The 25,265-nt window shown below is 69.8% G+C and carries 25 protein-coding genes; 6 read left to right on the forward strand and 19 right to left on the reverse strand.

From position 1 onward, the window contains the following. Positions 1-7: 7 nt before the first annotated feature. From ACFV3I_RS11640 to lepA, 16 genes are all read right to left on the reverse strand, one after another. Positions 8-496 carry a hypothetical protein gene (locus tag ACFV3I_RS11640; protein ID WP_378803762.1) on the reverse strand — a complete coding sequence of 163 codons (489 nt, stop codon included), beginning with the start codon at positions 494-496 and terminating at the stop codon, positions 8-10. Positions 497-592: 96 nt separating this feature from the next. Then, complete coding sequence (locus ACFV3I_RS11645; protein WP_136044294.1) at positions 593-1,183, reverse strand: RNA polymerase sigma factor; 591 nt, start codon at positions 1,181-1,183, stop codon at positions 593-595. A gap of 62 nt (positions 1,184-1,245) precedes the next feature. Then, positions 1,246-1,725 carry a hypothetical protein gene (locus ACFV3I_RS11650; protein WP_240744535.1) on the reverse strand — a complete coding sequence of 160 codons (480 nt, stop codon included), beginning with the start codon at positions 1,723-1,725 and terminating at the stop codon, positions 1,246-1,248. Beyond that, entirely contained in the window at positions 1,722-2,702 is a 981-nt protein-coding gene (locus ACFV3I_RS11655; RefSeq protein ID WP_136030565.1) for a hypothetical protein, read from the reverse strand. The genes ACFV3I_RS11650 and ACFV3I_RS11655 overlap by 4 nt, the downstream gene beginning before the upstream one ends. Further along, entirely contained in the window at positions 2,695-3,222 is a 528-nt protein-coding gene (locus ACFV3I_RS11660) for an RNA polymerase sigma factor (RefSeq protein ID WP_378803763.1), read from the reverse strand. The genes ACFV3I_RS11655 and ACFV3I_RS11660 overlap by 8 nt, the downstream gene beginning before the upstream one ends. Before the next feature lie 54 nt (positions 3,223-3,276). Next, positions 3,277-4,173, reverse strand: coding sequence for a GTPase Era (era, locus tag ACFV3I_RS11665; RefSeq protein ID WP_136030561.1), 897 nt, complete (start codon positions 4,171-4,173; stop codon positions 3,277-3,279). After that, entirely contained in the window at positions 4,166-5,458 is a 1,293-nt protein-coding gene (locus ACFV3I_RS11670) for a hemolysin family protein (RefSeq protein WP_136030559.1), read from the reverse strand. The genes era and ACFV3I_RS11670 overlap by 8 nt, the downstream gene beginning before the upstream one ends. Further along, positions 5,455-5,916, reverse strand: a complete 462-nt coding sequence (gene ybeY, locus ACFV3I_RS11675) for an rRNA maturation RNase YbeY (RefSeq protein ID WP_136030557.1) — start codon at positions 5,914-5,916, stop codon at positions 5,455-5,457. Before ybeY ends, ACFV3I_RS11670 begins: the two co-directional genes overlap by 4 nt. Then, positions 5,913-6,938: a PhoH family protein gene (locus ACFV3I_RS11680; RefSeq protein WP_240753260.1), complete on the reverse strand. Its 1,026-nt coding sequence runs from the start codon at positions 6,936-6,938 to the stop codon at positions 5,913-5,915. Before ACFV3I_RS11680 ends, ybeY begins: the two co-directional genes overlap by 4 nt. Before the next feature lie 46 nt (positions 6,939-6,984). Next, complete coding sequence (locus tag ACFV3I_RS11685; RefSeq protein WP_378822874.1) at positions 6,985-7,332, reverse strand: HIT domain-containing protein; 348 nt, start codon at positions 7,330-7,332, stop codon at positions 6,985-6,987. 37 nt (positions 7,333-7,369) lie between these two features. Then, positions 7,370-8,098 carry a 16S rRNA (uracil(1498)-N(3))-methyltransferase gene (locus ACFV3I_RS11690; RefSeq protein WP_378803764.1) on the reverse strand — a complete coding sequence of 243 codons (729 nt, stop codon included), beginning with the start codon at positions 8,096-8,098 and terminating at the stop codon, positions 7,370-7,372. 2 nt (positions 8,099-8,100) lie between these two features. Continuing rightward, positions 8,101-9,216, reverse strand: coding sequence for a molecular chaperone DnaJ (gene dnaJ, locus ACFV3I_RS11695; protein WP_136030548.1), 1,116 nt, complete (start codon positions 9,214-9,216; stop codon positions 8,101-8,103). A 32-nt stretch (positions 9,217-9,248) separates the two neighbouring features. Continuing rightward, positions 9,249-10,280, reverse strand: a complete 1,032-nt coding sequence (gene hrcA, locus ACFV3I_RS11700; RefSeq protein ID WP_136036372.1) for a heat-inducible transcriptional repressor HrcA — start codon at positions 10,278-10,280, stop codon at positions 9,249-9,251. A 104-nt stretch (positions 10,281-10,384) separates the two neighbouring features. Continuing rightward, the gene (gene hemW, locus ACFV3I_RS11705) at positions 10,385-11,602 is read right to left on the reverse strand and encodes a radical SAM family heme chaperone HemW (protein ID WP_136030544.1); all 1,218 of its coding nucleotides are present in this window, start codon (positions 11,600-11,602) and stop codon (positions 10,385-10,387) included. Continuing rightward, positions 11,602-12,255: a DUF1990 family protein gene (locus ACFV3I_RS11710; protein ID WP_136030542.1), complete on the reverse strand. Its 654-nt coding sequence runs from the start codon at positions 12,253-12,255 to the stop codon at positions 11,602-11,604. Before ACFV3I_RS11710 ends, hemW begins: the two co-directional genes overlap by 1 nt. Before the next feature lie 71 nt (positions 12,256-12,326). Then, positions 12,327-14,180, reverse strand: a complete 1,854-nt coding sequence (lepA, locus tag ACFV3I_RS11715; RefSeq protein ID WP_378803765.1) for a translation elongation factor 4 — start codon at positions 14,178-14,180, stop codon at positions 12,327-12,329. Positions 14,181-14,422: 242 nt separating this feature from the next. Between lepA and ACFV3I_RS11720 the strand changes: the two genes are divergently transcribed. From ACFV3I_RS11720 to ACFV3I_RS11740, 5 genes are all read left to right on the forward strand, one after another. Continuing rightward, complete coding sequence (locus ACFV3I_RS11720; RefSeq protein WP_136030537.1) at positions 14,423-15,406, forward strand: ABC transporter permease; 984 nt, start codon at positions 14,423-14,425, stop codon at positions 15,404-15,406. A gap of 1 nt (position 15,407) precedes the next feature. Continuing rightward, on the forward strand, positions 15,408-16,346 hold the full coding sequence (locus tag ACFV3I_RS11725) for an ABC transporter permease (protein ID WP_136030535.1): 939 nt from the start codon (positions 15,408-15,410) through the stop codon (positions 16,344-16,346). Beyond that, positions 16,343-18,271: an ABC transporter ATP-binding protein gene (locus ACFV3I_RS11730; RefSeq protein ID WP_136030533.1), complete on the forward strand. Its 1,929-nt coding sequence runs from the start codon at positions 16,343-16,345 to the stop codon at positions 18,269-18,271. The genes ACFV3I_RS11725 and ACFV3I_RS11730 overlap by 4 nt, the downstream gene beginning before the upstream one ends. Before the next feature lie 130 nt (positions 18,272-18,401). Further along, a complete protein-coding gene (locus ACFV3I_RS11735; RefSeq protein ID WP_136030531.1) occupies positions 18,402-20,117 on the forward strand; it encodes an ABC transporter family substrate-binding protein in 1,716 nt (571 codons plus the stop codon). Positions 20,118-20,190: 73 nt separating this feature from the next. After that, positions 20,191-20,922 (forward strand): alpha/beta fold hydrolase, encoded by a 732-nt coding sequence (locus ACFV3I_RS11740; protein WP_136030529.1) that lies wholly within the window; start codon positions 20,191-20,193, stop codon positions 20,920-20,922. Here ACFV3I_RS11740 and ACFV3I_RS11745 read toward each other — a convergent pair. After that, positions 20,917-22,152 carry an MFS transporter gene (locus ACFV3I_RS11745; RefSeq protein WP_378803767.1) on the reverse strand — a complete coding sequence of 412 codons (1,236 nt, stop codon included), beginning with the start codon at positions 22,150-22,152 and terminating at the stop codon, positions 20,917-20,919. The genes ACFV3I_RS11740 and ACFV3I_RS11745 overlap by 6 nt on opposite strands. After that, the gene (locus ACFV3I_RS11750) at positions 22,149-23,522 is read right to left on the reverse strand and encodes a glycoside hydrolase family 1 protein (RefSeq protein ID WP_378803768.1); all 1,374 of its coding nucleotides are present in this window, start codon (positions 23,520-23,522) and stop codon (positions 22,149-22,151) included. Before ACFV3I_RS11750 ends, ACFV3I_RS11745 begins: the two co-directional genes overlap by 4 nt. Positions 23,523-23,743: 221 nt before the next feature. Here ACFV3I_RS11750 and rpsT point away from each other — a divergent pair, with 221 nt between their 5' ends. Beyond that, entirely contained in the window at positions 23,744-24,004 is a 261-nt protein-coding gene (gene rpsT / locus ACFV3I_RS11755) for a 30S ribosomal protein S20 (RefSeq protein ID WP_136030523.1), read from the forward strand. Between the two features lie 214 nt (positions 24,005-24,218). Here rpsT and holA read toward each other — a convergent pair whose 3' ends face one another. Beyond that, entirely contained in the window at positions 24,219-25,256 is a 1,038-nt protein-coding gene (holA, locus tag ACFV3I_RS11760; protein WP_136030521.1) for a DNA polymerase III subunit delta, read from the reverse strand. Between the last annotated feature and the right edge of the window lie 9 nt (positions 25,257-25,265).

Consider the following 25,265-nt stretch of genomic DNA (forward strand, 5'->3'; position numbering starts at 1 on the left):
CCGCCGCTCACTCGGCGCCCATGCCGCAGGGCTCGTCGCGCACCTCCCCGGAGTGATACACGTACGCACCCTCCACAAGTGAATCGATCGCGACGTTCTTGAACGACATCTCCGCGCGGTGGTCCGGCCCGGAAAGGATGACGTACACAGTGACAGGTCCGTCCAGACTCGACACCGGATACTCGCGGCTGCTGGTCACAGAGAAGTCAGGGAAGGTGTCGGGAAGGATCGGCTCACCGGAGGGCACAGCGACGGCCCGCCCCTCGTCGGCGGTCGCGGAGAAGAGCACCACCTCGTCCTCTGATCCCCACTCTTCGCGCACGGCCGTGGAGATGTAATCGATGGCCCACGCCTCATCGAGGCACTGCACCCACGCGAACCGGTCGTCGACGACTGTGAGGGCGACCGGCTCCAGGAAGACGGGTCGCGACGGCACGCATCCCGACAGGGCCGCGGCACCCATCAACCCCAGTGCGACCGCGGCGACCCGGATCACCGCCCTCTTCAGCATGACGAGTACCGTGCTTCGCGGGCGAGCCCGAGCGGGGGGGGAAGTCACAGCGGCACGCTAGGGGCAGTGAAGCCGGTGGGTCTACACCCCCGGAGCGGAAATACTCGGCCGTAAGGTATTGCCGGCTCGTGCAATGGACAGGGCCTCGACCCGCGGAGCACTCGCGATCGGCGACAGGCCGAGCTCGCTCTGCAGCTTCCGTCGCGCCCGGCTGAGGGTCGTCCAGACGGTTCCCTGGCTGCACCGCAGAAGCTCAGCGATCTCGCCGGCGGCCAACCGGTCCCAGTACGCGAGAATCACGATCCGACGCTCTCGCGGCGTCAGCACCGTGTCGATCGCTCGACGCACCGCGAGCGCGTCGAGCAGGTCGCCCTGCGGCGCCCGGTGCCCGGTGCGGACGGCGTCGATCGCTCTCGCATGGGCTCGCTCACTCCGGTCGCGATCCTTGAGCTTGTTGTCGCATGCCCGCAGCAACCACACCAATCCGAGCGGGCACGCCGGATCCAGCTTGCGCCAGGCGAGGAGGAACACGTCGGCGACCACCTCGGCCACCTCCGCGTCATCGTCGAGCGTGCACTCCACATGTCGTTGCACGGCGGCCCAGTGCTGGGCGTAGATCGCGGTGAACACGCGCTCGCGCTCGGCGGCACGCTCCTCCGCGCGACGACTCACGGGGCACCCCCGCCGGCACCGGACACCGGGCGCTCGACGCCCTCCTCCCCCGACACCAGCGCTCAGAGGTAGCAGCGGATGTTGTTCGCCGAGCCGTAGACGTTGGCGGAGCCGTTCGCGTACGCCGTCGCGAGCACGGTGCTGCCGTTGCGGGCCTGGGCGTAGCCGGAGGTGCGCGCGTTGGCGATCGACCGGGTCACGAAGGTCGAGGGGATCGCGATGCTGCCGCAGCTCCCCCAGCTGAGGATGCTGCCGGAGAGGTTGTACGCGGTGTACGCGCAGATGCGACCTGTGGAGCAGCTGCCCACGGACCGGGCGCTCAGCCCGGACGAGCCGGAAGCCGCCACGAACTCCATGTCGAGTTCCGGCCAGACGACGTGACCCGGCGCGACCAGCTCGCCGCCCGGAACCTCCTCGAGCAGCTGCGCCGCCTGCGGATCGACCGCATCCGGGTTCGCCGCCGCTGATGCCGCGGTGGGCACCCCGGTCAGCACCAGCACCAGGCCCACCAGGGCTGCCATCGTCGCGCGCGTACGCCTCATTCGATCATCTCCTCGTCGAGATCCCACATGCGGTAGTCCGTGATCGAGCCAGGGGCCACGATCCCGTCGTCCACGAGCACCGTGCGCTCCACGCCCACGATGCGCCCGCTGTCGAGCGACACCAGCACGTCGTCGCTGACGGCACCGTCCGCGGCGATCACCCGGATGCCGGCGACCGGACGACCGAGCCGGTCCGTCGTCGCGCCCAGCGCCTGCGCACCGCCCGAGTCCTCGATGAGCGCGAGCAGCTCGGCGTGCTGCGCGTTGGTCAGCGTCCACTGCCCGAAGACGGAGGTGACCGCCGTGACCACGTCGAACGCACTCGGCTCCTTCGGAAGCCCGAACGCCTCCAGCAGCGCCCGCACGTCGGCGGGCGTCTCTCCCGGCACAGCGACGACGGGGGTCACGAACTCGCCGGGTGCGTACGTGACGCGCGACGCCACCTCACCCGTGCTCACGACCTCGGCCTCCTGGTTGGCGACCGCGTCGCCCGGGTCGTAGGCGACACCATTGATCGCGATCGCCTCTCCCGAGAGGTCGTCGCTCCACTGGAACGTCGACAGCTGCGGCACGATCTCGGCCCGCCCGGCGTCGACGTCGACGGAGAACGACCACGATGCGGCGCGCACGGAGCGCTCAGGCGTCTCCGGCTCGTGGAACACGCCGAGGTCGGTGTCGGCGGTCGCCACGGTCTCGGCGAGTGAGGCGGATCCGTCGAACGCGAGCGGGGTGGGTGTGCCCGCAACGGCCGCGCCCTGCGGCAGCAGCACCCCGAACGCGAGAGCAGCCGACGCCGCGACGGCGGTGAGTCCCGCCGCCCACCCGACCCGGCGCGCCCGGCGACGCTGCGGCTCCCGGGAGCTGCGCAGGATGCGGTCGCGCGTCGCGATCGCCCGCGCGTCCGGTTCCGCGTCGCGCGGAGTCCGCGCCGGATCCGCAGCGGTGAGCGCTCGCTCGAGCAGGGCGTTGTCAGGCATCACGCGTATCCGTCCCCTCCAGGCCCAGCGCCGCGCGAAGCCGATCCTCCGCCAGACGCAACGTCTTCCGTACCCGTGACTCCGATGCGCGCACCAGCTCCGCGATCTCCCCCACCGTGAGTCCATCCCAATACGTGAGCATGATGATACGCCGTTGGGCCGGGCTGAGGGTACCCACCGCGTGCAGCACCTCGCTGCGGCCGACGAGCCCCAGCGGCTCGGGGTCGCCGGACAGTCCGTTGTGCAGCGCGTCGAGCGCCCTGAGCCGGGTCGTCCCCCGCCGACCGCGGGTGCGCAGACGACGGTCGGCCTCGCGCAGCAGCCACACCCGACCGGGCGGACGACTCGGTCGCAGACGCGACCACGCGGCCAGGAACACCTCTGACACGATCTCGGTGACCTCGTCGTCGTCACCGACCACGCCCTCGATGTGATGGCGCACCGCCGCCCAGTGCTCATCGAACACTCGTGTGAAGACCTCGTGCCGCAGCGTGTTCGGGTCCTTGCTGCGGCCGCTCATGACCGCGGGGTCGGCGGTCTGCCCGCCGCCTTCGACGTCGTGCCCCGTCTCATCTCAGAACCCGAGTCGGCCGAGCTGCTTGGGGTCGCGCTGCCACTCCTTCGCGACCTTGACGTGCAGTCCGAGGAACACCCGCGTGCCCAGCAGCTCCTCGATGCCCGTCCTTGCGCGAGCGCCCACGTCGCGCAACCGCGAGCCCTTATGGCCGATGATGATCGCCTTCTGACTGTCGCGCTCCACCACGATCGACGCGTGCACGTCCGTCAGGTCGCTGTCCTCGCGGGGGGCGATGTCGTCCACGACCACGGCGATCGAGTGCGGGAGCTCGTCGCGCACGCCGTCGAGCGCCGCCTCGCGGATGATCTCGGCGATGCGGTCCTCGTTCGACTCGTCCGTCGTGATCCCGGCCGGATACAGCGCGGGTCCCTCCGGCATGAGCTGCAGGATCTCGTCGGCGAGCACATCGAGCTGATCGCGCGTCAGTGCCGAGAGCGGGATGACGGCCGCCCAGTCCTCACGCAGCGAGTCGACCTCCATGAGGCGCTCCGTGATCTCGTCGCGCCCCGCCGCATCCGTTTTCGTGACGATCGCGATCTTCTGCGCACGCGGGTAGCCGTCGAGCGAGGCGGCGATGCGACGATCGCCCGGTCCGACCTTCTCCGTCGCCGGCACGCAGAACCCGATCACGTCGACGTCGCCCAGGACCTGCTCGACCAAGTCGTTCAAACGCTCGCCCAGGAGGGTGCGCGGCTTGTGGATGCCGGGAGTGTCCACGATCACGAGCTGCCCGTCCGGGCGGTTCAGGATGCCGCGGATCGCGCGCCGCGTCGTCTGCGGCTTCTCGCTCGTGATCGCGATCTTGTCGCCCACCAGCGCGTTCGTCAGGGTGGACTTGCCGACGTTCGGTCGACCGACGAAGGTCACGAATCCGCTCCGGGTGTCCTCAGTCATCGCGTCGCTCTCCTTCTTCCTGCACCTCGTCCGCCACCGCGGCCCTCTCGACGAACACCGTCGCGATCCCGCGGCCGCGCCCCCGAGAGGCCCCGCCGGTGAGGACCAGACCGTCCACGACCGCCGTCGCCCCGGGCTGCGGCACCTGTCCGAGCGCCTTGCCGAGCAGACCGCCGATCGAGTCGACGTCCTCATCCTCGAGCTCGAGGCCGAACAGGTCGCCGACGTCTTCCAGCGACAGCCGGGAGCTGACGCGGTAGCGTCCGGCACCGAGATCCACGAACTCCGCGGATACCTGATCGTACTCGTCGGAGATCTCGCCGACGAGCTCCTCGATCAGGTCCTCCAGCGTCACGAGGCCGGAGATCCCGCCGTGCTCGTCGATCACCAGGCACACGTGCACCGCGTCGCGCTTCATCTGCTGCAGCAGCGTCTCGGCGCGCATAGACTCCGGCACGAACGTCGCGGGGCGGGCGATCGGGCGGATCGACGCCGCGCGCCAGGCCAGGTCGTCGCGGTAGGCGAACTGCACCAGATCCTTCAGATACAGCACCCCGACCACGTCGTCGGCCTCGTCGTCCACGACCGGCATGCGCGACACCCCGCGCTGCAGGAACAGCGACATGGCCTCGTCGGTGGTGGCCTCCGCGTCCACGGTGACCATTTCGGTGCGCGGCACCATCACCGCCCGCACGAACTGGTCGGTGAAGTCGAACACCGAGTGGATGAGATCGCGGTCGTCTTCCTCGATGAGGTCGTTCGACGCGGCCTCGTCGACCATGCTCAGCAGCTGATCCTCGCTCGAGAACGAGCTGCGACCCGTGCCGGGCGTGACCCGGTTGCCGAGCACGACCAGCCCCTGGGCGAGCGGGCCGAGGATGATGCGCAGACCGCGCACGATGCCCGCGCTCCCGCGGATCATGGCCTCGGCGTGCTGGTGGCCGAACGTGCGCGGACTGGCGCCGACGAGCACGAACGTGATGCCCGTCATCAGGATGGCCGCGGCGAGCATCGCCCACCAGATGCTCTCGAACATGATCGTGAACGCCACCGTGACGAGCACGGCCGCGGTGACCTCCGCGAGCACCCGGATGAACGCAACCGCGTTGACGTGCGCGTCGAGGTCGGCGGCGATCCGCTCGAGCGCCTTCGCCCGTCGCCCCTCGGTCGCCAGATCCGCGAGGCCGGCCCGGGACGTGACGCCGTAGGCGGCGTCGATCGCAGCCATGAGGCCGCCGAAGGCCACCAGCAGCACGGCGGCGATCAGCAGCAGGATCTCCGTCATCGGCGGCGGCGCTCGGACACGGCGAAGCCCTGGATCAGCTGCTTCTGGAGTCCGAACATCTCCCGCTCCTCCTCCGGCTCCGCGTGATCGAAGCCGAGCAGGTGCAGCAGACCGTGCGTGGTGAGCAGGATCAGCTCGTCCATCAGGGTGTGGCCGGCCGCCTGCGCCTGGGTCTCCGCCACCTGCGGGCACAGCACGATATCGCCCAGCAGGCCGGGAGGCGTCGGGCGGTCCTCGGTGCCGGGGCGCAGCTCGTCCATCGGGAAGCTGAGCACGTCGGTCGGGCCCGGCTCGTCCATCCACTGCACATGCAGCGCCTCCATGGCGCCCTCGTCGACGAGCACGATCGCCACCTCGGCGTCCGGGCTGACGTGCAGCTGCTCCAGGTTGAAGTCGGTGAGCCGCTGCAGCACCGTCTCGTCGACGTCGATCGCCGACTCGTTGTTGATCTCGATCATGAGAGCCCCCGTTTCGGCATCCGGTCGCGTGGTCCTGGTCGCTGCGCCCCGCGGCGCTCGGCCCTGTTGGCGAACTCCGCGGCCTGCTCGCGCTCGAACCGCTGCGCCGTGCGCTTCTCGTCGTACTCGCTGTACGCGTCGACGATGCGCCCCACGAGCGAGTGCCGCACCACGTCGTCGCTGGTCAGCCGGCTGAAGTGGATGTCGTCGATCCCGTCGAGCACCCGTGTCACGAGCCGCAGTCCCGAAGACCCCTGCGGCAGGTCGACCTGGGTGATGTCGCCCGTGACGACCATCTTCGTGCCGAAGCCCAGCCGCGTCAGGAACATCTTCATCTGCTCCGGCGTCGTGTTCTGCGCCTCGTCGAGCACCACGAACGAGTCGTTGAGCGTACGACCGCGCATGTACGCGAGCGGCGCCACCTCGATCGTCCCCGTGGCCATCAGGCGCGGCACGATCTCCGGGTCCATCATCTCGTTCAGCGCGTCGTACAGCGGGCGCAGGTACGGGTCGATCTTGTCGGTGAGCGTGCCGGGCAGGAACCCCAGCCGCTCCCCCGCCTCCACCGCCGGACGGGTGAGGATGATGCGCGTGACCTCCTTGCGCTGCAGCGCCTGCACGGCCTTCGCCATCGCCAGGTAGGTCTTTCCGGTACCGGCCGGGCCGATGCCGAACACGATCGTGTTCTCCTCGATCGCGTCGACGTACTCCTTCTGTCCGAGCGTCTTCGGGCGGATCACCTTGCCGCGGGTCGACAGGATCGCCTCGCCGAGCACCTCGCTCGGGCGCGGACCGCCCTCGGTGCGGAGCATGCGCGCCGAGCTGGACACGTCGCTGGGCGCCAGGTCGTGCCCGGCCTTCGTCATCGCCAGCAGCTCGTCGACGAGGTTCTTCGCCTTCGCGACGGCGTCGCGCTCGCCCGTCAGGGTGATCTCGTTGCCGCGGACGAGCACCTGCACATCGCGGTGCTCGCGTTCCAGCATCCGCAGCAGGCGGTCCTGCGGACCGAGCAGCTGCACCATCGCGACACCGTCCGCGTAGATGCGTTCGGTGACGGTTTCCTGATCGTCAGAAGCCAACGAGCTTGCTCTCCTCGAGATTGCCGAGCACATGGGCGTGCACGTGGAAGACGGACTGGGCGGCGCTCGCGCCGTTGTTGAAGATGAGGCGGTACTCGCCGTTGGCGTGCTCGTCGGCGATGCGCTTCGCTGCCGCGACCATCTCGGCCAGCAGACCCGGGTCACCCGCCGCGAGCTCCGTCACGTCGCGGTACTCCTCGGTCTTCGGGATCACGAGCGCGTGCAGCGGAGCCTGCGGGTTGATGTCGCGGATCACGAACACCCGACCCGCATCGAGCAGGATCTCGCCGGGGATGTCCCCGTTCAGGATGCGCGTGAAGATCGAGGGTTCGCTCATGCGTTCAGCTTACCGGGGCCCCTGCACGCGGCGGCGGTCACCAGCGGCCGAGAGCGACCGACAGCACCGCGATCGCCGCCGGTCCGGCCGTGGACGTGCGCAGCACCGTGTCGCCGAGGAGCACGCGCTCCGCGCCCGCCGCCGTGAGCCGCTCCAGCTCCTCGGTGGAGATGCCGCCCTCGGGCCCCACCACCAGCACGAGGTCGCGGCCGTCGGGCTCCAGGTCGGACAGCCGCCCTGGCGCGGTCGGGTCGAGCAGCAGCACCCGCTGCTGCGCCGCGCGCGCCGCCAGCTGCGCGGTCGACTCGACCGGCGCGACCTCCGGCACCCATGCGCGATGGGCCTGCTTGGCCGCCTCGCGCACGATCGTCGCCCAGCGCTCGCGACCCTTCGCGGCCTTTGGCCCCTCCCAGCGCGAGATGCTGCGACCCGCCTGCCACGGCACGATCTCGTCCACGCCGAGCTCGCACGCCGCCTGCACCGCGAGCTCGTCACGGTCGCCCTTCGCGAGCGCCTGCACCAGCACGACCCTCGGCGACGGCGCCGGCGACTCCGCGCGCTCTTGCACCCGCACCTCGACGCGCGACGGCGAGACCTCCTCCGCGACGCCGGTCAGCCACGCGCCACGGCCGTCCCCCACCGTCACGGCCTCGCCGACCCGCAGCCGACGCACCACGGCCGCGTGCTTCGCCTCGGCGCCGGTCAGCGTGACCACGTCGCCGACGGCCGCGCCTCCCGCCGTCTCGACAAGGAAGTGGAGCGCCACGATCAGTGTCCGCGGAACCGGTCGCGCAGCTTCGAGAACAGCCCCTGCTGGAACTGGGCGAGCTGCGGGGCCGGAGCCTTCGCCTTCTTCGCGAAGTCCTCGATGAGCTTGCGCTGCGACGCGTCGAGCTTCGTGGGTGTCACGACCTGCACGCCCACGCGCAGGTCGCCGCGCTGGGTGCCGCGCAGCGGCGTGATGCCGCGGCCCTTGATCGTCAGCACGTCGCCGGACTGCACACCGGGGCGGATCTCCAGGTCGACCTCGCCGTCCAGGCCCTCGATCGACGTGTCGGTGCCGAGGATCGCATCGGTCATCGACACCTCGAGCGTCGCGAGGAGGTCGTCGCCCTCCCGGCTGAACGCGGGGTGCGGGGTGACCGTGACCTCCACGTACAGGTCACCGTTGGGACCACCGGCGCGACCGACCTCACCGGAGCCGGGCAGCTGAAGCCGCAGTCCGGTCTCCACGCCGGCGGGGATGTCGAGCGACACGGTGCGCCGCGACCGCACGCGCCCCTGTCCGCCGCACGTGCCGCACGGATACGGGATGGTGGTGCCGTAGCCCTCGCACGTGCCGCACGGCTGCGAGGTGACGACGTTGCCGAGCAGGCTGCGCACCTGACGCTGCACGTGGCCGGTGCCGCCGCAGATGTCGCACGTGACGGGCGACGTGCCCTCCTGGCAGCACGAGCCCTGACACGTCTCGCACAGCACCGCGGTGTCGACCTCGATGTCGCGGTGTGCGCCGAACACGACGTCGCCCAGCTCGAGCGTCACGCGCACCAGGGCGTCTTGACCGCGCTCGCGCCGCGACCGGGGTCGGGCTCCGCGGCCACCGCCCTGCGCGGCGCCGAAGAACGTCTCGAAGATGTCGCCGAACCCGCCGAAGCCGCCGAAGTTGCCCGCGGCGCCGTCCCCGCCGCCCATGTCGTAGCGGCGTCGCGACTCCTCGTCGCTGAGCACGTCGTAGGCGTGGGTGACGAGCTTGAACCGCTCGGCCGCGTCCTCGCCCGGATTCACGTCCGGGTGGAGCTGCCGCGCCAGTCGGCGGTACGCCTTCTTGATCTCATCCGTGGAAGCGTCCCGGGACACCCCGAGAACCTCATAGTGGTCCGCCACAATCGCCCTTCTGCGTGTTCCGTGGGGCCGCGTCAGCGGCCGGCCTCGTCGTCGTCGAGCATCCGCGACAGGTAGCGGGCCACCGCCCGCGCCGCCGCCAGGTTGCTCGGATAGTCCATGCGCGTCGGCCCCATCACGCCGACGCGCGCCGTTCCGGTCGGTGCCGCGTAGTCGCTCGCGACGATCGACGCCTCGCCGAGACCGAACGGCGCGTTCTCGGTGCCGATGCTGGCCGCCAGGCCGTGCTCGTCGGCCACCATCTCGCTCATCAGCCGCAGCAGCGTCACCTGCTCCTCGATCGCCTCGAGGAGCGGGTGGATGCTGCCGCGGAAGTCGTGCTCGCGGCGGGCGAGGGTCGCCGCGCCCGCCATCACCAGTCGCTCCTGACGGAACCCGCCCAGCTCGTCGACGAGGACGCCGGCGAGAGTGCGCAGCACGCGGTCGCGCGGCGTCTCCTCCGCGGCCAGCAGGGTCTGCAGCCGCTCGGACGCCTCCGCGATCGCCTGCCCCGTGATGAGCGCGGAAAGCCGGGCGCGGAGCACACCGAGATCGGCCTCGTCGATCGCATCCGGCAGCACGGTCATCCGCTGCGAGACGCCGCCGGCATCGGTCACCAGCACGGTCAGGAGACGGTTGGGGGCCAGCGCGACGAGCTCCACGTGCGTGACCCGCGCGCGGGCGAACGACGGATACTGCGCCAGCGCGACCTGGCCCGTGAGCTGCGTCAGTACCCGCACCGTGCGCGCCATGAGGTCGTCGAGGTCGGCGGGGTCGGCGAGGAACGACTCGATCGCCGAGCGCTGCGCCGAGGAGAGGGGACGGAGCTGGGCGAGGTGGTTGACGAACACGCGGTAGCCCTTGTCGGTGGGCACGCGACCGGACGACGTGTGGGGGGCGGTGATGAGCTCCTCGTCTTCGAGCTGCGCCATGTCGTTGCGGATCGTCGCCGCGGACACCCCGAACGAGTGACGGTCGACGATCGATCGGCTGCCCACCGGCTCGTGCGTCTCGACGTAGTCCTGCACGATCGCGCGGAGAACCTGGAGTCCTCGCTCTGTGACCATGGCCCACCCCTTCCCGCTGACGACCGGACGCTGGCACTCTGACACCCTGAGTGCCAATCCTACCGCGTACGACCGGGAGTTCTCCGAACCCGCGCGCCGATCACTCAGTCGGTGAGCTCGCGCACCACCGCGTCGGCGAGGAGGCGTCCGCGCAGGGTGAGCTGCACGCGCCCGCGGATCGCCGCCGCCGCGTCGATCAGGCCGTCCGCGATGAGCCCGGCCACGCGGGGGCGGTTCGCCGCGGGCAGGTCGTCCACCGCGATGCCCTCGCGGATGCGGCTGAGCAGCAGGATGCGCTCGAGCGTCTGGGCCTCCACGTCGGGGCGCTCCCGTCCCGCCGCCGGAGACGCGGACGCCGCGAGCCGCTGCGCGTAGGCGGCCGGATGCTTCACGTTCCACCAGCGCAGTCCCGCCACGTGGCTGTGCGCGCCGGGACCGAAGCCCCACCAGTCGCTCCCCCGCCAGTACGCCAGGTTGTGCCGCGACCGCTGCTCCGGCGTGCGCGCCCAGTTGCTGACCTCGTACCACTCGAAGCCCGCCGCGGCCAGCCGCTCGTCGGCCAGCTCGTACATGTCCGCCTGCAGGTCGTCGTCGGGGGCTGGCACCTCGCCGCGACGGATCTGCCGCGCCAGCTTCGTGCCGTCCTCGATGATCAACGCGTACGCGGAGATGTGGTCCGACTCGAGCTGGAGGGCCGCATCGAGCGACGCCTCCCAGTCGGCGAGCGACTCCCCCGGCGCGCCGTAGATGAGATCGACGCTGACGTCCAGTCCCGCACCCTTGGCCGCGGCCACCGCCGTCCGCACGTTCTCCGGCTGATGCGTGCGATCGAGAGCGGCGAGCACGTGCGGCACCGCCGACTGCATGCCGATCGACAACCGCGTGACGCCGGCCTCCGCGAGGGTGCGCGCCACCTCGGGCGTCACCGTGTCGGGGTTCGCCTCCACCGTCACCTCGGCACCCGGCGCCAGCCCGAACGCCGCGGTCGCCGCGCCGAGCATGCGCGCGAGGTCGCCCGGGGGCAGCAGCGTCGGCGTGCCGCCCCCGAAGAACACCGTGTCCATCGGTCGCAGCGCCCCCGCGGCCTCCAGCACGCCGCGAGCGAGGGCGATCTCGCCGATCAGGGTCGACGCATAGTCCTCCTGCTTCGCGCCGCGCAGCTCGCTCGACGTATAGGTGTTGAAGTCGCAGTAGCCGCAGCGCACGCGGCAGAACGGCACGTGCAGGTACGCCGAGAACGGGGTGTCGGCAGAGATCGTCAGGTCGTCGGGCAGGCGGCCGTCGGCGGGAGCCGGATCGCCGAGGGGAAGCGGTCCCGCCATCAGACGGGGGTCGCGTACAGCGGGGAGATCGCGCGCAGGTACCGCGCGAACAGCTCGCGGCGGCGCCGCTTCATGAGTGCCGGGATCAGGCGGTAGACGAGCGCGTTGGGCGCGTCGAACGCGCGCACCGTGAACCACACCTCGTCGTTGTCCTCGCGCCAGTCGACGTCGAACGACTCCTCGCCGCTGACGACCGAGCCCCCGATCGTCCCGAGCACGAAGCCGATGCGCCGTGTCTCCTCGGTGACCGAGATCACGCGCAGCTCGGAGTCGGCGCGCATGCCGCCCACCCGACCGCGCAGGTGCAGCGTCATCCCGGCGCCGACGAACGGCATGCCCTCCGCGTCGTAGCGCGGCTCGACATCGCGCTTGCTCGGCGCGATCGGGTTGCCCTCGGCGTCGAAGCTGACCCCGGCGTACGCGGGGCCCGGGGCAGGACGCACGTCTTCCACCGAGAGTCCCGCTGCGCGCTGCGCCGTCCACGACAGCAGGGCCTCGCCCGCCGTCTGGAACCGCTCCTCGCCGCTGCCGATCCGCCAGGACTCCTCCGCCGGGATGCTGCGCTCCGGCGGGTACTGCATCAGGTCGGGGGCGTGGGTCGCACCCACGGCCGCATAGTCCACCGTGTCGTCTCGGAAAGTCCCGCGCCGCATGAGATCCAGCCTACTTCGGGTTCCCTGGGCGAACACCCCCCGCACCACGGGAGCGCCCAGGATCGCCCGGGTTACTTCTTGTCCTTGCCCTCGACGTCGCCGGAGAGCGCCGCGATGAACGCCTCCTGGGGGACCTCGACGCGGCCGACCATCTTCATGCGCTTCTTGCCCTCCTTCTGCTTCTCGAGGAGCTTGCGCTTGCGGGTGATGTCACCGCCGTAGCACTTGGCGAGCACGTCCTTGCGGATCGCGCGGATGGTCTCGCGGGCGATGATGCGCGCACCGATCGCCGCCTGGATCGGCACCTCGAACTGCTGACGAGGGATGAGCTTGCGCAGGCGCTCGGCCATCATCGTGCCGTACGCGTAGGCCTTGTCGCGGTGCACGATCGAGCTGAAGGCGTCGACCTTCTCGCCCTGGAGGAGGATGTCGACCTTCACCAGGTCGGCCTCCTGCTGACCGGAGGGCTCGTAGTCGAGCGAGGCGTACCCCTGCGTCTTGGACTTGAGCTGGTCGAAGAAGTCGAACACGATCTCGCCGAGCGGCATGTTGTAGCGCAGCTCGACGCGCTCCTCCGAGAAGTACTCCATGCCCAGCAGCGTGCCGCGCCGCGACTGGCACAGCTCCATCACGGTGCCGACGTAGTCCTTGGGCAGCAGGATCGCCGCCTTCACCATCGGCTCCGACACCGAGCCGATGCGCCCATCGGGGTACTCGCTCGGGTTCGTGACCGTGACCGTCTCGCCGGTGTCGCTGGTGACGACCTCGTAGATCACGCTCGGCGCCGTGGTGATGAGGTCGAGGCCGAACTCGCGCGCGAGCCGCTCCGTCACGATCTCCAGGTGCAGCAGGCCGAGGAAGCCGCAGCGGAAGCCGAAGCCGAGCGCGACCGAGGTCTCCGGCTCGTACTGCAGCGACGCGTCGGAGAGCTTGAGCTTGTCGAGGGCCTCGCGCAGTTCCGCGTAGTCGCTGCCGTCGATCGGGTAGATGCCCGAGAACACCATCGGCTTCGGGTCGGTGTAACCGGGGAGCGCCTCAGCGGCGGGCTTGCGCGCGTTCGTGATGGTGTCGCCGACCTTCGACTGGCGCACGTCCTTCACGCCGGTGATGAGGTAGCCCACCTCGCCGACGCCGAGGCCCTTCGTGGGCGTCGGCTCCGGGCTGGAGACGCCGACCTCGAGGGCCTCATGGTTCGCCCCGGTCGACATCATCTGGATGCGCTCGCGCGGAGAGAGGCTGCCGTCGACCATGCGCACGTAGGTGACGACACCGCGGTAGGCGTCGTACACGGAGTCGAAGATCATGGCGCGGGCGGGAGCCTCGGCGTCTCCGACGGGCGCGGGGATCTCCTGCACGAGGCGGTCGAGCAGGTCCTCGACGCCGACGCCGGTCTTGCCCGACACGCGCAGCACGTCTTCCGGCTTGCCGCCGATGAGCGACGCGAGCTCCTTCGCGTACTTCTCCGGGTCGGCCGCCGGGAGGTCGATCTTGTTGAGGACCGGGATGATGTGCAGGTCGTTCTCGAGCGCCAGGTAGAGGTTGGCGAGCGTCTGCGCCTCGATCCCCTGTGCGGCGTCGACCAGGAGGATCGCCCCCTCGCACGCGGCGAGGGAGCGCGAGACCTCGTAGGTGAAGTCCACGTGGCCGGGGGTGTCGATCATGTTGAGCGCGAACGTCTCGCCGTCGATCTCCCAGGGCATGCGCACGGCCTGGCTCTTGATGGTGATGCCGCGCTCGCGCTCGATGTCCATGCGGTCGAGGTACTGCGCCCGCATGTCCCGGTCCGACACCACTCCGGTGATCTGGAGCATGCGGTCGGCGAGCGTCGACTTGCCGTGATCGATGTGGGCGATGATGCAGAAATTGCGGATCTGCGCAGCCGGCGTCGCGGCAGGCTGAAGCGGGGTGAGAGCGCGTGGGGACATGTCCCGTCGATTCTACGGTGAGGGGCAGGGGAATCCCCATTCGGGGACATCGGTGATAGTCTCCCGAAGTTGCCCGGGATCAATCCGTGACACCGGATCCCGTAAGCGATACGACTCCGTCACAGACTCCGTGAGGGCTGTCGCGTCGCGCAGAACGGCGGATGGCGCCCGATTCATCCGCCCGGCTCAGCGTTGCGTCGGCGGATCCCGAGCGCGTCTGGAGAAGAGAAAGACAATCCCCCTTGATCAAGTACCTCGCACGCCGCGCCCTCGGCTGGCTGCTCATGATCGTGGTCGCGACGAACCTCACCTACTTCCTCGCGTGGGGGTTCCTCGATCCGCGCAGCAACTACGTGGGCCGTCGTCCTCCGCTCAGTGAAGAGCAGATCAACAACCTCCTCGTGCCCCGCAACCTCAGCGACACCGTGCCGCTCATCGAGCGCTGGTGGAACTGGTTCACGAGCATCCTCCTCCGCTGGGACTGGGGGGTGAGCCCGACCGGCGGCTCCGTCAACGAGCAGGTCGCGTACCGCATGTGGGTCAGCGCGGAGCTCGTGCTCGGCGCGACGATCATCACCACGATCCTCGGCATCGCGCTCGGCGTGTACACGGCCTCCCGCCAGTACAAGCTCGCCGACCGCATCGGCCAGGCCACCAGCATCATCACGCTGAACATCCCGATCGTGGTCGCTGCCTTCGCGATCGTGCTGCTCGCGATCGGCCTCAACAACGCCACCGGCACGCGCATCTTCTATGTGACAGGGAACGCCAGTCAGGGGGTCGAGGGCTTCTTCCCCACCCTGATAGATGTGCTGCAGCATCTGACGCTGCCGACCATAGCCCTGGTGCTCACGGGCTACGCGAGCATCCACTTCCTGCAGCGCTCGCTGCTGCTGGACAACATCAACGCCGACTACGTGCGCACCGCTCGCGCCAAGGGCCTCACCAAGCAGCAGGCCATCCGCAAGCACGCACTGCGCACCTCGCTGATCCCCGTCGCCACGCAGGTCGCCTTCACGATCCCCGCCATCTTCACCGGCGCGGTCCTGACCGAGACGATCTTCGCGTGGAACGGCATGGGCAAGTACTTCATCGAGACCATCTCGAAGAACGACATCCACGGAACCGTCGCGATCGCGGCCTTCGGCGCGGTCCTCACGGCGATCGGCGCGATCCTCGCCGACATCGCCGTCGTGGTCCTCGACCCGCGTGTGAGAGTGAGCTGACATGAGCACCGACATGCTCGACCCGACCATCCACCCGGACCCCGCGGCCGCCGGCCCCGAGACCACCCGCGTCGCGACGAAGCGCCTGTCGAAGTGGAGCCTGTACTGGCGGCGCTTCTCCCGCAACCGCGGTGCGCTCATCGGCCTGGTGATCTTCGCGCTGCTCGTGCTGTTCGCGATCTTCGGCCCGCTGATCGCGCGCTACGACCACGTGGAGCTCGACTTCCTGAACCTGAGCACCCCTCCGTCCACGGAGCACTGGTTCGGCACCAACAACGCCGGCAACGACCTGTTCGCGCAGGTGGCAGTCGGCCTGCAGCGCTCTCTCATGATCGCGCTCACAGTCTCGATCGGCGTCACGATCGTGTCGGCCCTGGTCGGCACGGCCGCGGCCTACTTCGGCGGCTGGACCGAGCGCATCTCGCTCCTGATCATCCACTTCATGATGGTGATCCCGAGCTTCCTCATCCTCGCGATGATCTCGAACAAGGCCGGCGGAGACTGGCGCGTGATCGCGCTCATCATGATCTTCGTGATCGGGTGGTACTTCCCCGCCCGCGTCATCTGGACCATGGCCCTGTCGCTGCGCGAGCGCGAGTATGTCAGCGCGGCCCGCTACATGGGCGTGGGCGGCATGAAGATCGTGCTGCGCCACCTGCTGCCGAACATCGGCTCGCTCCTCGTGATCAACTTCACCCTCGGCGTCGTCTCGGCCGTCGTGACTGAGACCGGCCTGTCGTTCCTCGGCTTCGGCGTCAAGATCCCCGACGTGTCGCTCGGCGCCCTGATCGGTGCCGGCTCGAGCTCGCTCACCACGGCCCCGTGGCTGTTCTACTTCCCGGCGGCGGCGCTGACCCTGCTCACGGTGTCGATGGCGTTGATCGCCGACGGCCTGCGCGACGCCCTCGACCCGACCTCGGCTGCAGGAGGCCGCGCATGACCAACGTCCTCTCCGTCCGCGATCTCAAGGTCAGCTTCGCCTCCGAGGCCGGCCGCGTCGACGCCGTGCGCGGCGTCTCGTTCGACCTCGAAGCCGGCAAGACCCTCGGCATCGTCGGCGAGTCCGGCTCCGGCAAGTCCGTCACCTCGCTCGCGATCATGGGACTCCTCGACGAGAACGCCAAGGTCACCGGCTCGATCATGTACGACGGCAAAGAGCTGATCGGCATGAGCGACAAGCAGCTGTCGGTGATCCGCGGCAACGGCATGTCGATGGTCTTCCAGGACCCGCTGACCTCGCTCACCCCCGTCTACACCGTGGGCGACCAGCTCATCGAGGCCCTCACGGTGCACCGCAGCCTGTCGAAGAAGGATGCGTGGGACCGCTCGGTCGAGCTGCTGAAGCTCGTCGGCATCACCGAGCCGGAGCGGCGCATGAAGTCGTTCCCGCACGAGTTCTCCGGCGGCATGCGCCAGCGCGTGGTGATCGCCATCGCGATGGCCAACAACCCCAAGCTCATCATCTGCGATGAGCCGACCACGGCCCTCGACGTCACGATCCAGGCGCAGATCCTCGACCTGATCGAGAAGGCGCAGGACGAGACCGGAGCCGCGGTGATCATGATCACGCACGACATGGGCGTGGTGGCCCGCACGGCCGACGACGTGCTGGTGATGTACGCGGGCAAGCCCGTGGAGCAGGCGCCCGTGCACGAGCTGTTCCACAAGACGCGCATGCCGTACTCGATCGGCCTGCTGGGCGCGATCCCGCGCGTGGACAAGGGCGACAAGCAGCCGCTCACCCCGATCAAGGGCAACCCGCCGCTGCTGATCGACCTGCCCGACGCGTGCCCCTTCGCCGACCGCTGCCCCATCGTGATGGACGCGTGCCGCGCGAAGGAGCCGGAGCTGCTCCCCGTGGCCACCGGCTCGGGCGACCTGCACCGCGCCGCCTGCATCCGCTCGCACGAGATCGAGGACGGCGGCCTGCTGGGCGGCCTCCCGGTCTACCCCGTGCGCGCGGTGCCGGAGAGCGACCTCACGCGACTCCCGCGCGAGGAGCGCCCGGTCACGCTCGAGGTCAAGAACCTCACGAAGACCTTCCCGCTGCTCAAGGGCGCGTTCCTCAAGCGCAAGGTCGGCGAGGTGCAGGCGATCAAGGGCATCAGCTTCGACGTCCGTGAGGGCGAGACGATGGCCATCGTCGGCGAGTCCGGCTCCGGCAAGACCACGACCCTGCTGCAGATCATGGACATGGTCAAGCAGAGCGAGGGCGACATCGTGATCGCCGGCACCAGCGTCAACGACATCCACAGCCGCAAGGTGGAGCGGGCGCTGCGACGCGACATCCAGATCGTGTTCCAGGACCCGATGGGCGCCCTCGACCCGCGCATGACGGTCGCCGACATCATCTCCGAGCCGCTGTTCGCGATCGGCACGCCCAAGGAGGAGGCGCACCGTCGCGTGGACGAGCTGATGGACCTCGTCGGCCTGAACCCGGCGCACAGCGACCGCTTCCCCCAGGCGTTCTCCGGCGGTCAGCGGCAGCGCATCGGCATCGCCCGCGCCCTGTCGACGAACCCGAAGATCGTGGTGCTCGATGAGCCGGTCTCGGCGCTCGACGTGTCGATCCAGGCCGGTGTGATCAACCTGCTCGACGAGCTGAAGGTGAAGCTGGGCCTGTCGTACCTGTTCGTCGCGCACGACCTGTCCGTGGTGCGCCACATCGCCGACCGCGTGGCCGTGATGTACCTCGGCGAGTTCGTGGAGCACGGCGACGTGGACGACGTGTTCGACAACCCGCAGCACCCGTACACGCAGGCGCTGCTGTCGGCCATCCCCGTCCCCGACCCGGATGTGGAGCGCACCCGCCAGCGCGTCGTGTTCGACGCGGCGACCATGTCGACCAAGCCCGCGACGGTCTGATCGCCGCGGTCGCGGGGTTGCTGGTCACCGTCCGATAACGGTTAGGCGCGATTCACTCCGGGGCGGTATGCCGGTCGCGACCGCGAACTATTCTTCCCTTTATGAAACGCCGAAAGGCGAAAGGAGCACCATGAAGAACAAGAAGTTGCTGGGGGCGATCGCGATCAGCGGCGCCCTGGCACTCGCCCTCGCGGGTTGCGCGAGCGGGTCCGGAAACACCGGTGGCGGGGACAACGGCGGCGACAAGGTCGAGACCAAGTCCGCCGACTACAACCCCCAGGACCGCAGCAACCTGCAGGAGGGTGGCGAGGTCAACTTCCCGATCAACGAGATCCCCGAGCAGCTGAACGCCTTCAACGGTGACGGCAGCGCGGACACCGTGCGTCTGTGGTCGTGGTACATGCCGCAGATCCTGCTCGTCTCGCCGGAGGGCGAGGTCACGAAGAACGACGCGTACCTCGACGCCTACGACATCGGCGAGAAGGACGGCAACACCACCATCACGTTCACGTTCACGGACGAGGCCCACTTCAACGACGGCACGGACATGGACTGGACGGCCATCGACGCGACGTGGAAGGCCAACCGCTCCTACGACGAGGGCTTCACCCCCAACGCGACCGACGGCTACAAGCAGATCAAGAGCGTCGAGCAGGGCGACTCCGCCAAGACCGCGGTCGTCACCTTCGACGGCATCTACGCCTGGCCGTCCATGGCGTTCCTGACCGGTGGCGTGCTGCACCCGGCCGTCGCCGACCCGACCGTCTTCAACGAGGGCTTCATCGGCAACATGCACCCCGAGTGGGGCGCCGGACCGTACACGGTCGACACGTTCGACCCGAACGGCGGCTTCGTCTCGTTCAAGCCGAACCCCGAGTGGTGGGGCAACGCACCGCTGCTCGACTCGGTGACCTTCACGGCGATGGAGCCGGACGCCGCGATCAACGCCTTCAAGAACGGCGAGATCGACATGGTGGGCGCCAACACCAACGACCGTCTGAAGCAGCTGCAGGACGTCGACGACACCACGGTGCGCCGCGCGCAGCAGACCGCGAAGACGATCATCATGGTCGACGCCGACAAGCCGCAGTTCGAGGACATCGACGTGCGCAAGGCCTTCTTCATGGGCATCAACATCGACCAGCAGAAGCAGATCGCGTGGAACGGCCTCGGTTACGAGGAGCCGGCCGCCGGTTCGCTGAACCTGTACGCGTTCCAGGACGGCTACTCCGACTCGTTCGCGACCGCCGGTCTGAAGAACGACGTCGACGCCGCCAAGAAGCTGCTCGACGACGCCGGCTGGACCGAGGGCGACGACGGCATCCGCGAGAAGGACGGCGAGAAGCTGTCCATCACCTACCCGGTGTTCGGTGAGGACCCCACGCTCGAGGCCCTCGCGAAGTCGCTCCAGGCGCAGCAGAAGGAGATCGGCATCGACGTGCAGATCGACGTCCGCCCCTCGGCCGACTTCTCGAACGACCTGACGTCGAAGAACTGGGACGCGGTGTCGCTCCGCTTCACCGACTCCGACCCGTTCGGTCCGGCTTGGTTCTGCCAGCTCTACTGCTCGGACAGCCAGCTGAACCTGTCGGGCACCGGCACGGCCGAGATCGACAAGCAGATCGCCGACGAGGTCGAGTCGCAGAAGGACGCGGAGTCCTGGACCGCCGCCTCCATGGAGCTCGAGCCGAAGATCATCGAGCAGACGTGGGGCGTCATCCCGCTCTACAACGGCCCGTCGATCTTCGTGGTCAAGAACGGCCTGGCGAACCTCACGCCGGAGCCCTACGTGGGCCTCGACCTGTTCGGCGTCACGCCGGTCGAGAACGTCGGCTGGGAGAAGTAACACCCTCTGACACATCTCGTGTCGACGCGGGGTCGGTGGTTCGCCACCGGCCCCGCTTCCTTATGCTGAAGACGTGAGCGTCCAGACCGTCCTCGTGCACGGCATCCGCACCTCGGCGACCATGTGGCGCTCCCAGGTGGCGTACCTGGAGGAGCACGGGCATCCCGTGACCGCGCTCGATCTTCCCGGGCACGGCTCCCGCATGGCGGAGGACTTCACGCTGCACGAGGCCCTCCACACGATCGATGCCGCCGTGCGCGCCGCCGCCGAGCGCGGACCCGTGCTCCTGGTCGGGCACTCGATGGGCGGACTGCTCTCCCTCGCCTACACCGGGGGCGCCGAGCGTCCTCCGGTCGCCGGGCTCGTCGCGGCCGCCTGCACCTCGCTCCCGCAGGGTGCAGGGCTCCGCGCGTACCGACTGTTCGCGCGGGCCGTCGACTCGCTCCCCGACCGCGGCCTGTGGCTCACGCGGCAGATGCTCGCCGCCACGATCCCCGCCGAGAACCGCGCCGACTTCCAGGCCGGTGGCTACGCGCTCGACATGCAGGACACCGCGCTGCGCAGCCTGGCCGCGCTGGACGTGGCCGCCGCCGTCCCGCGCATCGACGTGCCGCTGTGGTTCGTGAACGGGCAGTATGACCAGCTGCGCCTGAACGAACCGCTGTTCCGCCGGCTCGCACCGCACGCGGAGCTCATCGTGGTCCCCCGCACCACGCACCTGGTCACGGCCATGCGACCCCGGGTGTTCAACGCGGTGCTGGCCCTCGCGATCGCCACCGTCGAGGCGCAGGCCGAGGACTCATGAGCGGGCGGGCTGCCGTGCGAACGCCGTGAGCAGGCCCCCCACGAGCGACAGCACCGCAGCGGCGAGGAAGACGAGCCAGAAGCCGCCGACCAGCGCCACCAGCCCCGCCCCGAGGACCGGGCCGATCAGCTGACCGAGCGCCGCGGTGACGTTCACGATGCCGAGGTCGCGGGCGTGGTCCTGCTCATCCGGCAGCAGGTCGGCCGCGAACGCGAGTCCCACCGTGGAGAAGGCGCCGTAGCCGAGCCCCATGAGCGCCGCGGCGACCATGGTCATCTCGAACGTGGGCACCAGCACGATCGCCACTCCGGACGCCGCCTGCACCACGGTCGCGGCGACCGTGAGCGTGCGGCGCCGCCCCGTCCGGTCGGATACGAGGCCGGTGACCACCGAGGCCAGCACCACGAACACCGTGTAGACGACGATCAGCAGCAGCAGGTTGTCCTGGGCGGTCGTGTTCTCCTGCCCCAGCCCGTGCAGCAGGAAGAACAGGAACAGGGCGGTGCCGAGCGCATTGCCGACGTTGGTCACCAGCCGACCGGACAGCATCCAGGCGAAGTCTCGGTCGCGCAGCGAGGCCAGCCGGGGGCGTCCGGCATCGCGGGGACGCAGCGCCTCGGTCGTCGGCGGGTCGGGCAGCAGGAGCGCGGCCACCGACCCCGCAATCGCGATCACCGCGGCCAGGAGCAGGTAGCCCGACACGATGTCGAGTCCGAGGAGCACGACCAGCCCGACGCCGAGCACGATCCCGACCGCCTGGGCGGAGCCGACGGCGGCGGAGGCGGCACCCCGCTGCGTGGTCGGAAGCTGATCCGCGATCAGGGCGGTGAAGGCGGCCGACGACACCGCGACGCCGATCGAGACACCCACCCACCCGGCACCGACCGCCCAGGGTCCGGTCGCGAAACCGGTCAGCACCAGGCACAGGGCCGTCAGCCAGACACCACCCAGCGCCCACGGGCGTCGGCGGTGCCGTCCGGCGCGCGCGCGATCCGACAGGGCACCGGCGGCCGGACCGGCGACGATGCCCGCCAGTCCGCCCACCCCGAGCACGAGGCCGGAGGACACGACCCCGCGGATCCAGTCGTCCTCCGGGGTATCGAGCTGCAGCGGGAGGAGCAGCTGCACCGGGGTGAGCTGCACGGTCCAGATCGCCAGCCACGCCAGCGTGAACAGCGACATCCACCGCGCGCCGGCCCGGACGCGGTGCGTCGCCGGAGCCGCGGTCATCGCCGCGCCGCCGACGTCGTGGCACCGGTGCGGACGGAGGCGATCAGGTCGCGGTACCAGTCGTACGAGGCCTTCGGGGTGCACTCCCCCGTGACGAAATCGACGTGCACCAGTCCGAAGCGCTGGGTGTAGCCGTCGGCCCACTCCCAGTTGTCCAGCAGCGACCACACCGTGTACTCCTCGACCGGCACTCCGGCGTCGATGGCCTCGGCGACCGCGGCGATGTGCCCCGACAGGTAGGAGATCCGGTCGGCGTCGTCCACGCGGGCCGCCGTGTCGGGCTCGGGGAAGGAGGCACCGTTCTCACCGATAATCACGGGCGGCAGCTGCGGGTGCCGGGCGTGCAGGTCGACCAGCAGGTCGCGCAGGGCGGACGGCATGATCGGCCACTCCGGTCCGAAGCCCGTCACCGGCACACCGGGGGTCGGCACGATGTCGAACGGGATGGGTCCTCCGGCGGTGGACGCCGTCACGGTCGTGGGGTTGTAGAAGTTGACGCCGTAGAAGTCGATCGAGCCGCCGATCGCCGCCAGGTCGCCCTCCTCCACGGGCAGCGGCGGCAGCCCGATCGCCTCCAGGTCGGGGTACGCGCCGTCGAGCAGCGGGGTGCTGAAGATCCGGTTGTGCAGGAGGTCGTAGACGAACGCCGCCTCGTGGTCTTCCGGGGCATCCTGCAGCGGGAGTACCCAGGTGTGGTTGTTGACCAGTCCCACCGCCGTGGCACCCCGCGTGCGCAGCGCCGCCGCAGCCCGCGCGTGAGCCAGCAGCTGGTGATGGGCGGTGGGCAGGGCGTCGAACAGCAGCTGCTTCCCCGGTGCGAGGGCACCCACCGCGTAGCCCTGGAGCGTCGTCATCGCCGGCTCGTTGAGGGTGTACCAGTGCGCGACGCGGTCGCCCAGGCGGTCGGCCACGATCGCCGCATACTCGCCGAATCGCTCGGCGGTGTCGCGCGCGAGCCACCCGCCCGTCTCCTCCACGGTGCTCGGCATCTCCCAGTGGAACAGCGTGGGGAAGGGCGTGACGCCGCGCTCCAGCAGCAGATCGACGAACCGGGAGTAGTGGTCGAGGGCTGCGGTGTTCCCGCGCCCACGTCCGTCGGGCTGCACCCGCGCCCACGGGATCGAGAAGCGGTAGCGGTCGAGGCCGAGGGCGGAGGCGAGGTCGGCGTCACGCTCGGGATGGCGGTAGCTGTCGCAGGCGGGGTCGGCGGTGGAGCCGTCGACGATCGCGCCGGGAGCTTCGAGGTAGTCGTCCCAGATCGAGCGCCCTCCCCCGTCGGCGGAGCGCGAGCCCTCGATCTGGAGCGCCGAGGTCGCCGCAGACCAGCGGAGCCGGCCGAGCGCGGGGGAAGGAACGGAGGCGGGGGTCATGGGGCTCCTTGACGTCGTTGTCGGGTCACGATGATTCTGCACCCGGTACCACTCCGAGCGCGACGCAGTTTCGCGGACGCGGCCTCGTTTCGCGCGATGCATCCCGGACTGGTAGAGTTGGCTCTTGGCTTGCGTGTGGGTTCTTCCCTCACGACCGCCGTGCAGCAGCCCTCTTCTGCTGCCGGCACTCCGAACAACTCCTGTACAGAAAGCGTCCACACGTGGCAAACATCAAGTCGCAGATCAAGCGCAACAAGACCAACGAGAAGGCTCACGAGCGCAACAAGGCCGTGAAGAGCGAGCTGAAGACTCTCGTCCGCCAGACCCGCGAGGCCGTCGCCGCCGGCGACAAGGCCGCCGCCGAGAAGGTCCTGAAGAAGGCCACGGTCAAGCTCGACAAGGCCGTCAGCAAGGGCGTGCTCCACAAGAACCAGGCGGCCAACCGCAAGTCGGCCATCGCCAAGAAGGTCGCCGCTCTCTGAGCATCTGATCATCCGGAAGGCCCGTCTCCTCGCGAGGCGGGCCTTCTGTCGTTCCCGGAACACGTGGGGTCGACACGGGACAAGCGAGGGGCCGGGAACATGCCCTCCATCGCGGAGGCGGCGTGCAGCGGCACACGCTCGCGCCGGGACTGCGTGCCGGCGACGTGCATCTTCACGGGTGGCGGACCGCTGCCAGGCTGCGGGCGCCGCACGCTCAGCCGCCGAAGGGCTCCCGCGTGGCGATGACCGTGACCATGCGCTCGAGCGCGAAGATCGGGTCGCGGGCGGCACCCTTCACCTCGGCGTCGGCGCGGGCGGTGGCCTGGATCGCCATCCCGAGCGACCGCTCGTTCCAGCCCGCGAGGTCGCGGCGGGCGCGGTCGACCTGCCAGTCCTTCATCCCGAGGCGCTGCGCGAGCTGACGGCTCGGCTCCCGATTCCCGGCGACCCGCGCCATCGTGCGCAGCTTCATGGCGAACGCCGCGACCATGGGCACCGGATCCGCTCCGGAGGCCAGGGCGTGCCGCAGCGACACCAGGGCCTCGCCGTAGCGCCCGGCGATCGCCGTGTCGGCAACGACGAACGCCGACACCTCGACGCGGCCGCCGTAGTACTTGGTGACGACCTCTTCCGTGACGTCGCCCTCGACGTCGCCGATCAGCTGCTGGCAGGCGGCGGCGAGCTCGGTGAGGTCATCGGCGAACGCGGAGACCAGGGCTCGCAGGGCCGGGGGCGCGATGCGCTTCTTGGCAGCCGCGAACTCCCCCGCCGCGAAGTCGACCCTGTCGCCGTCTCGCTTGATCGCCGGGCAGGGGATCTCGATGCCCCCGCCCGTGCCGGCACGCAGGGCGTCGAGCAGCTTCTTGCCACGAACGCTCGCGCCCGTGTGACGGAGCACGACCGTGGCGCCCTCCTGCGGTTGCTCGAGATAGGACACGGCCTCCTGCAGGAACGCGTCGGAGCACTTCTCGACGCCGGAGACCCGCACGAGGCGCGGCTCACCGAACAGGGAGGGCGACGTGAGGGCCAGGAGCGTGCCCGGGGCGTAGTCGTCGGCGCGGACGTCGCTGACCTCGAGGGCCGGATCCTCGGCGCGCAGATAGTCGCGGACACCGGCGATCGCACGCTCGGCGCAGACCTCTTCCGGACCGGAGACGAGCACGATCGGGGCGGGACGGGGCTCGCGCCACGACACCTGCGGGATCTTCGCGGGCTTCGCGCCACCGCGGGCGGGAGGACGGGACGCTGCCATGACCCCAGC

The sequence above is a fragment of the Microbacterium sp. NPDC059771 genome (assembly GCF_042732495.1).
GTDB classification, from domain to species: Bacteria; Actinomycetota; Actinomycetes; order Actinomycetales; family Microbacteriaceae; genus Microbacterium; species Microbacterium sufflavum.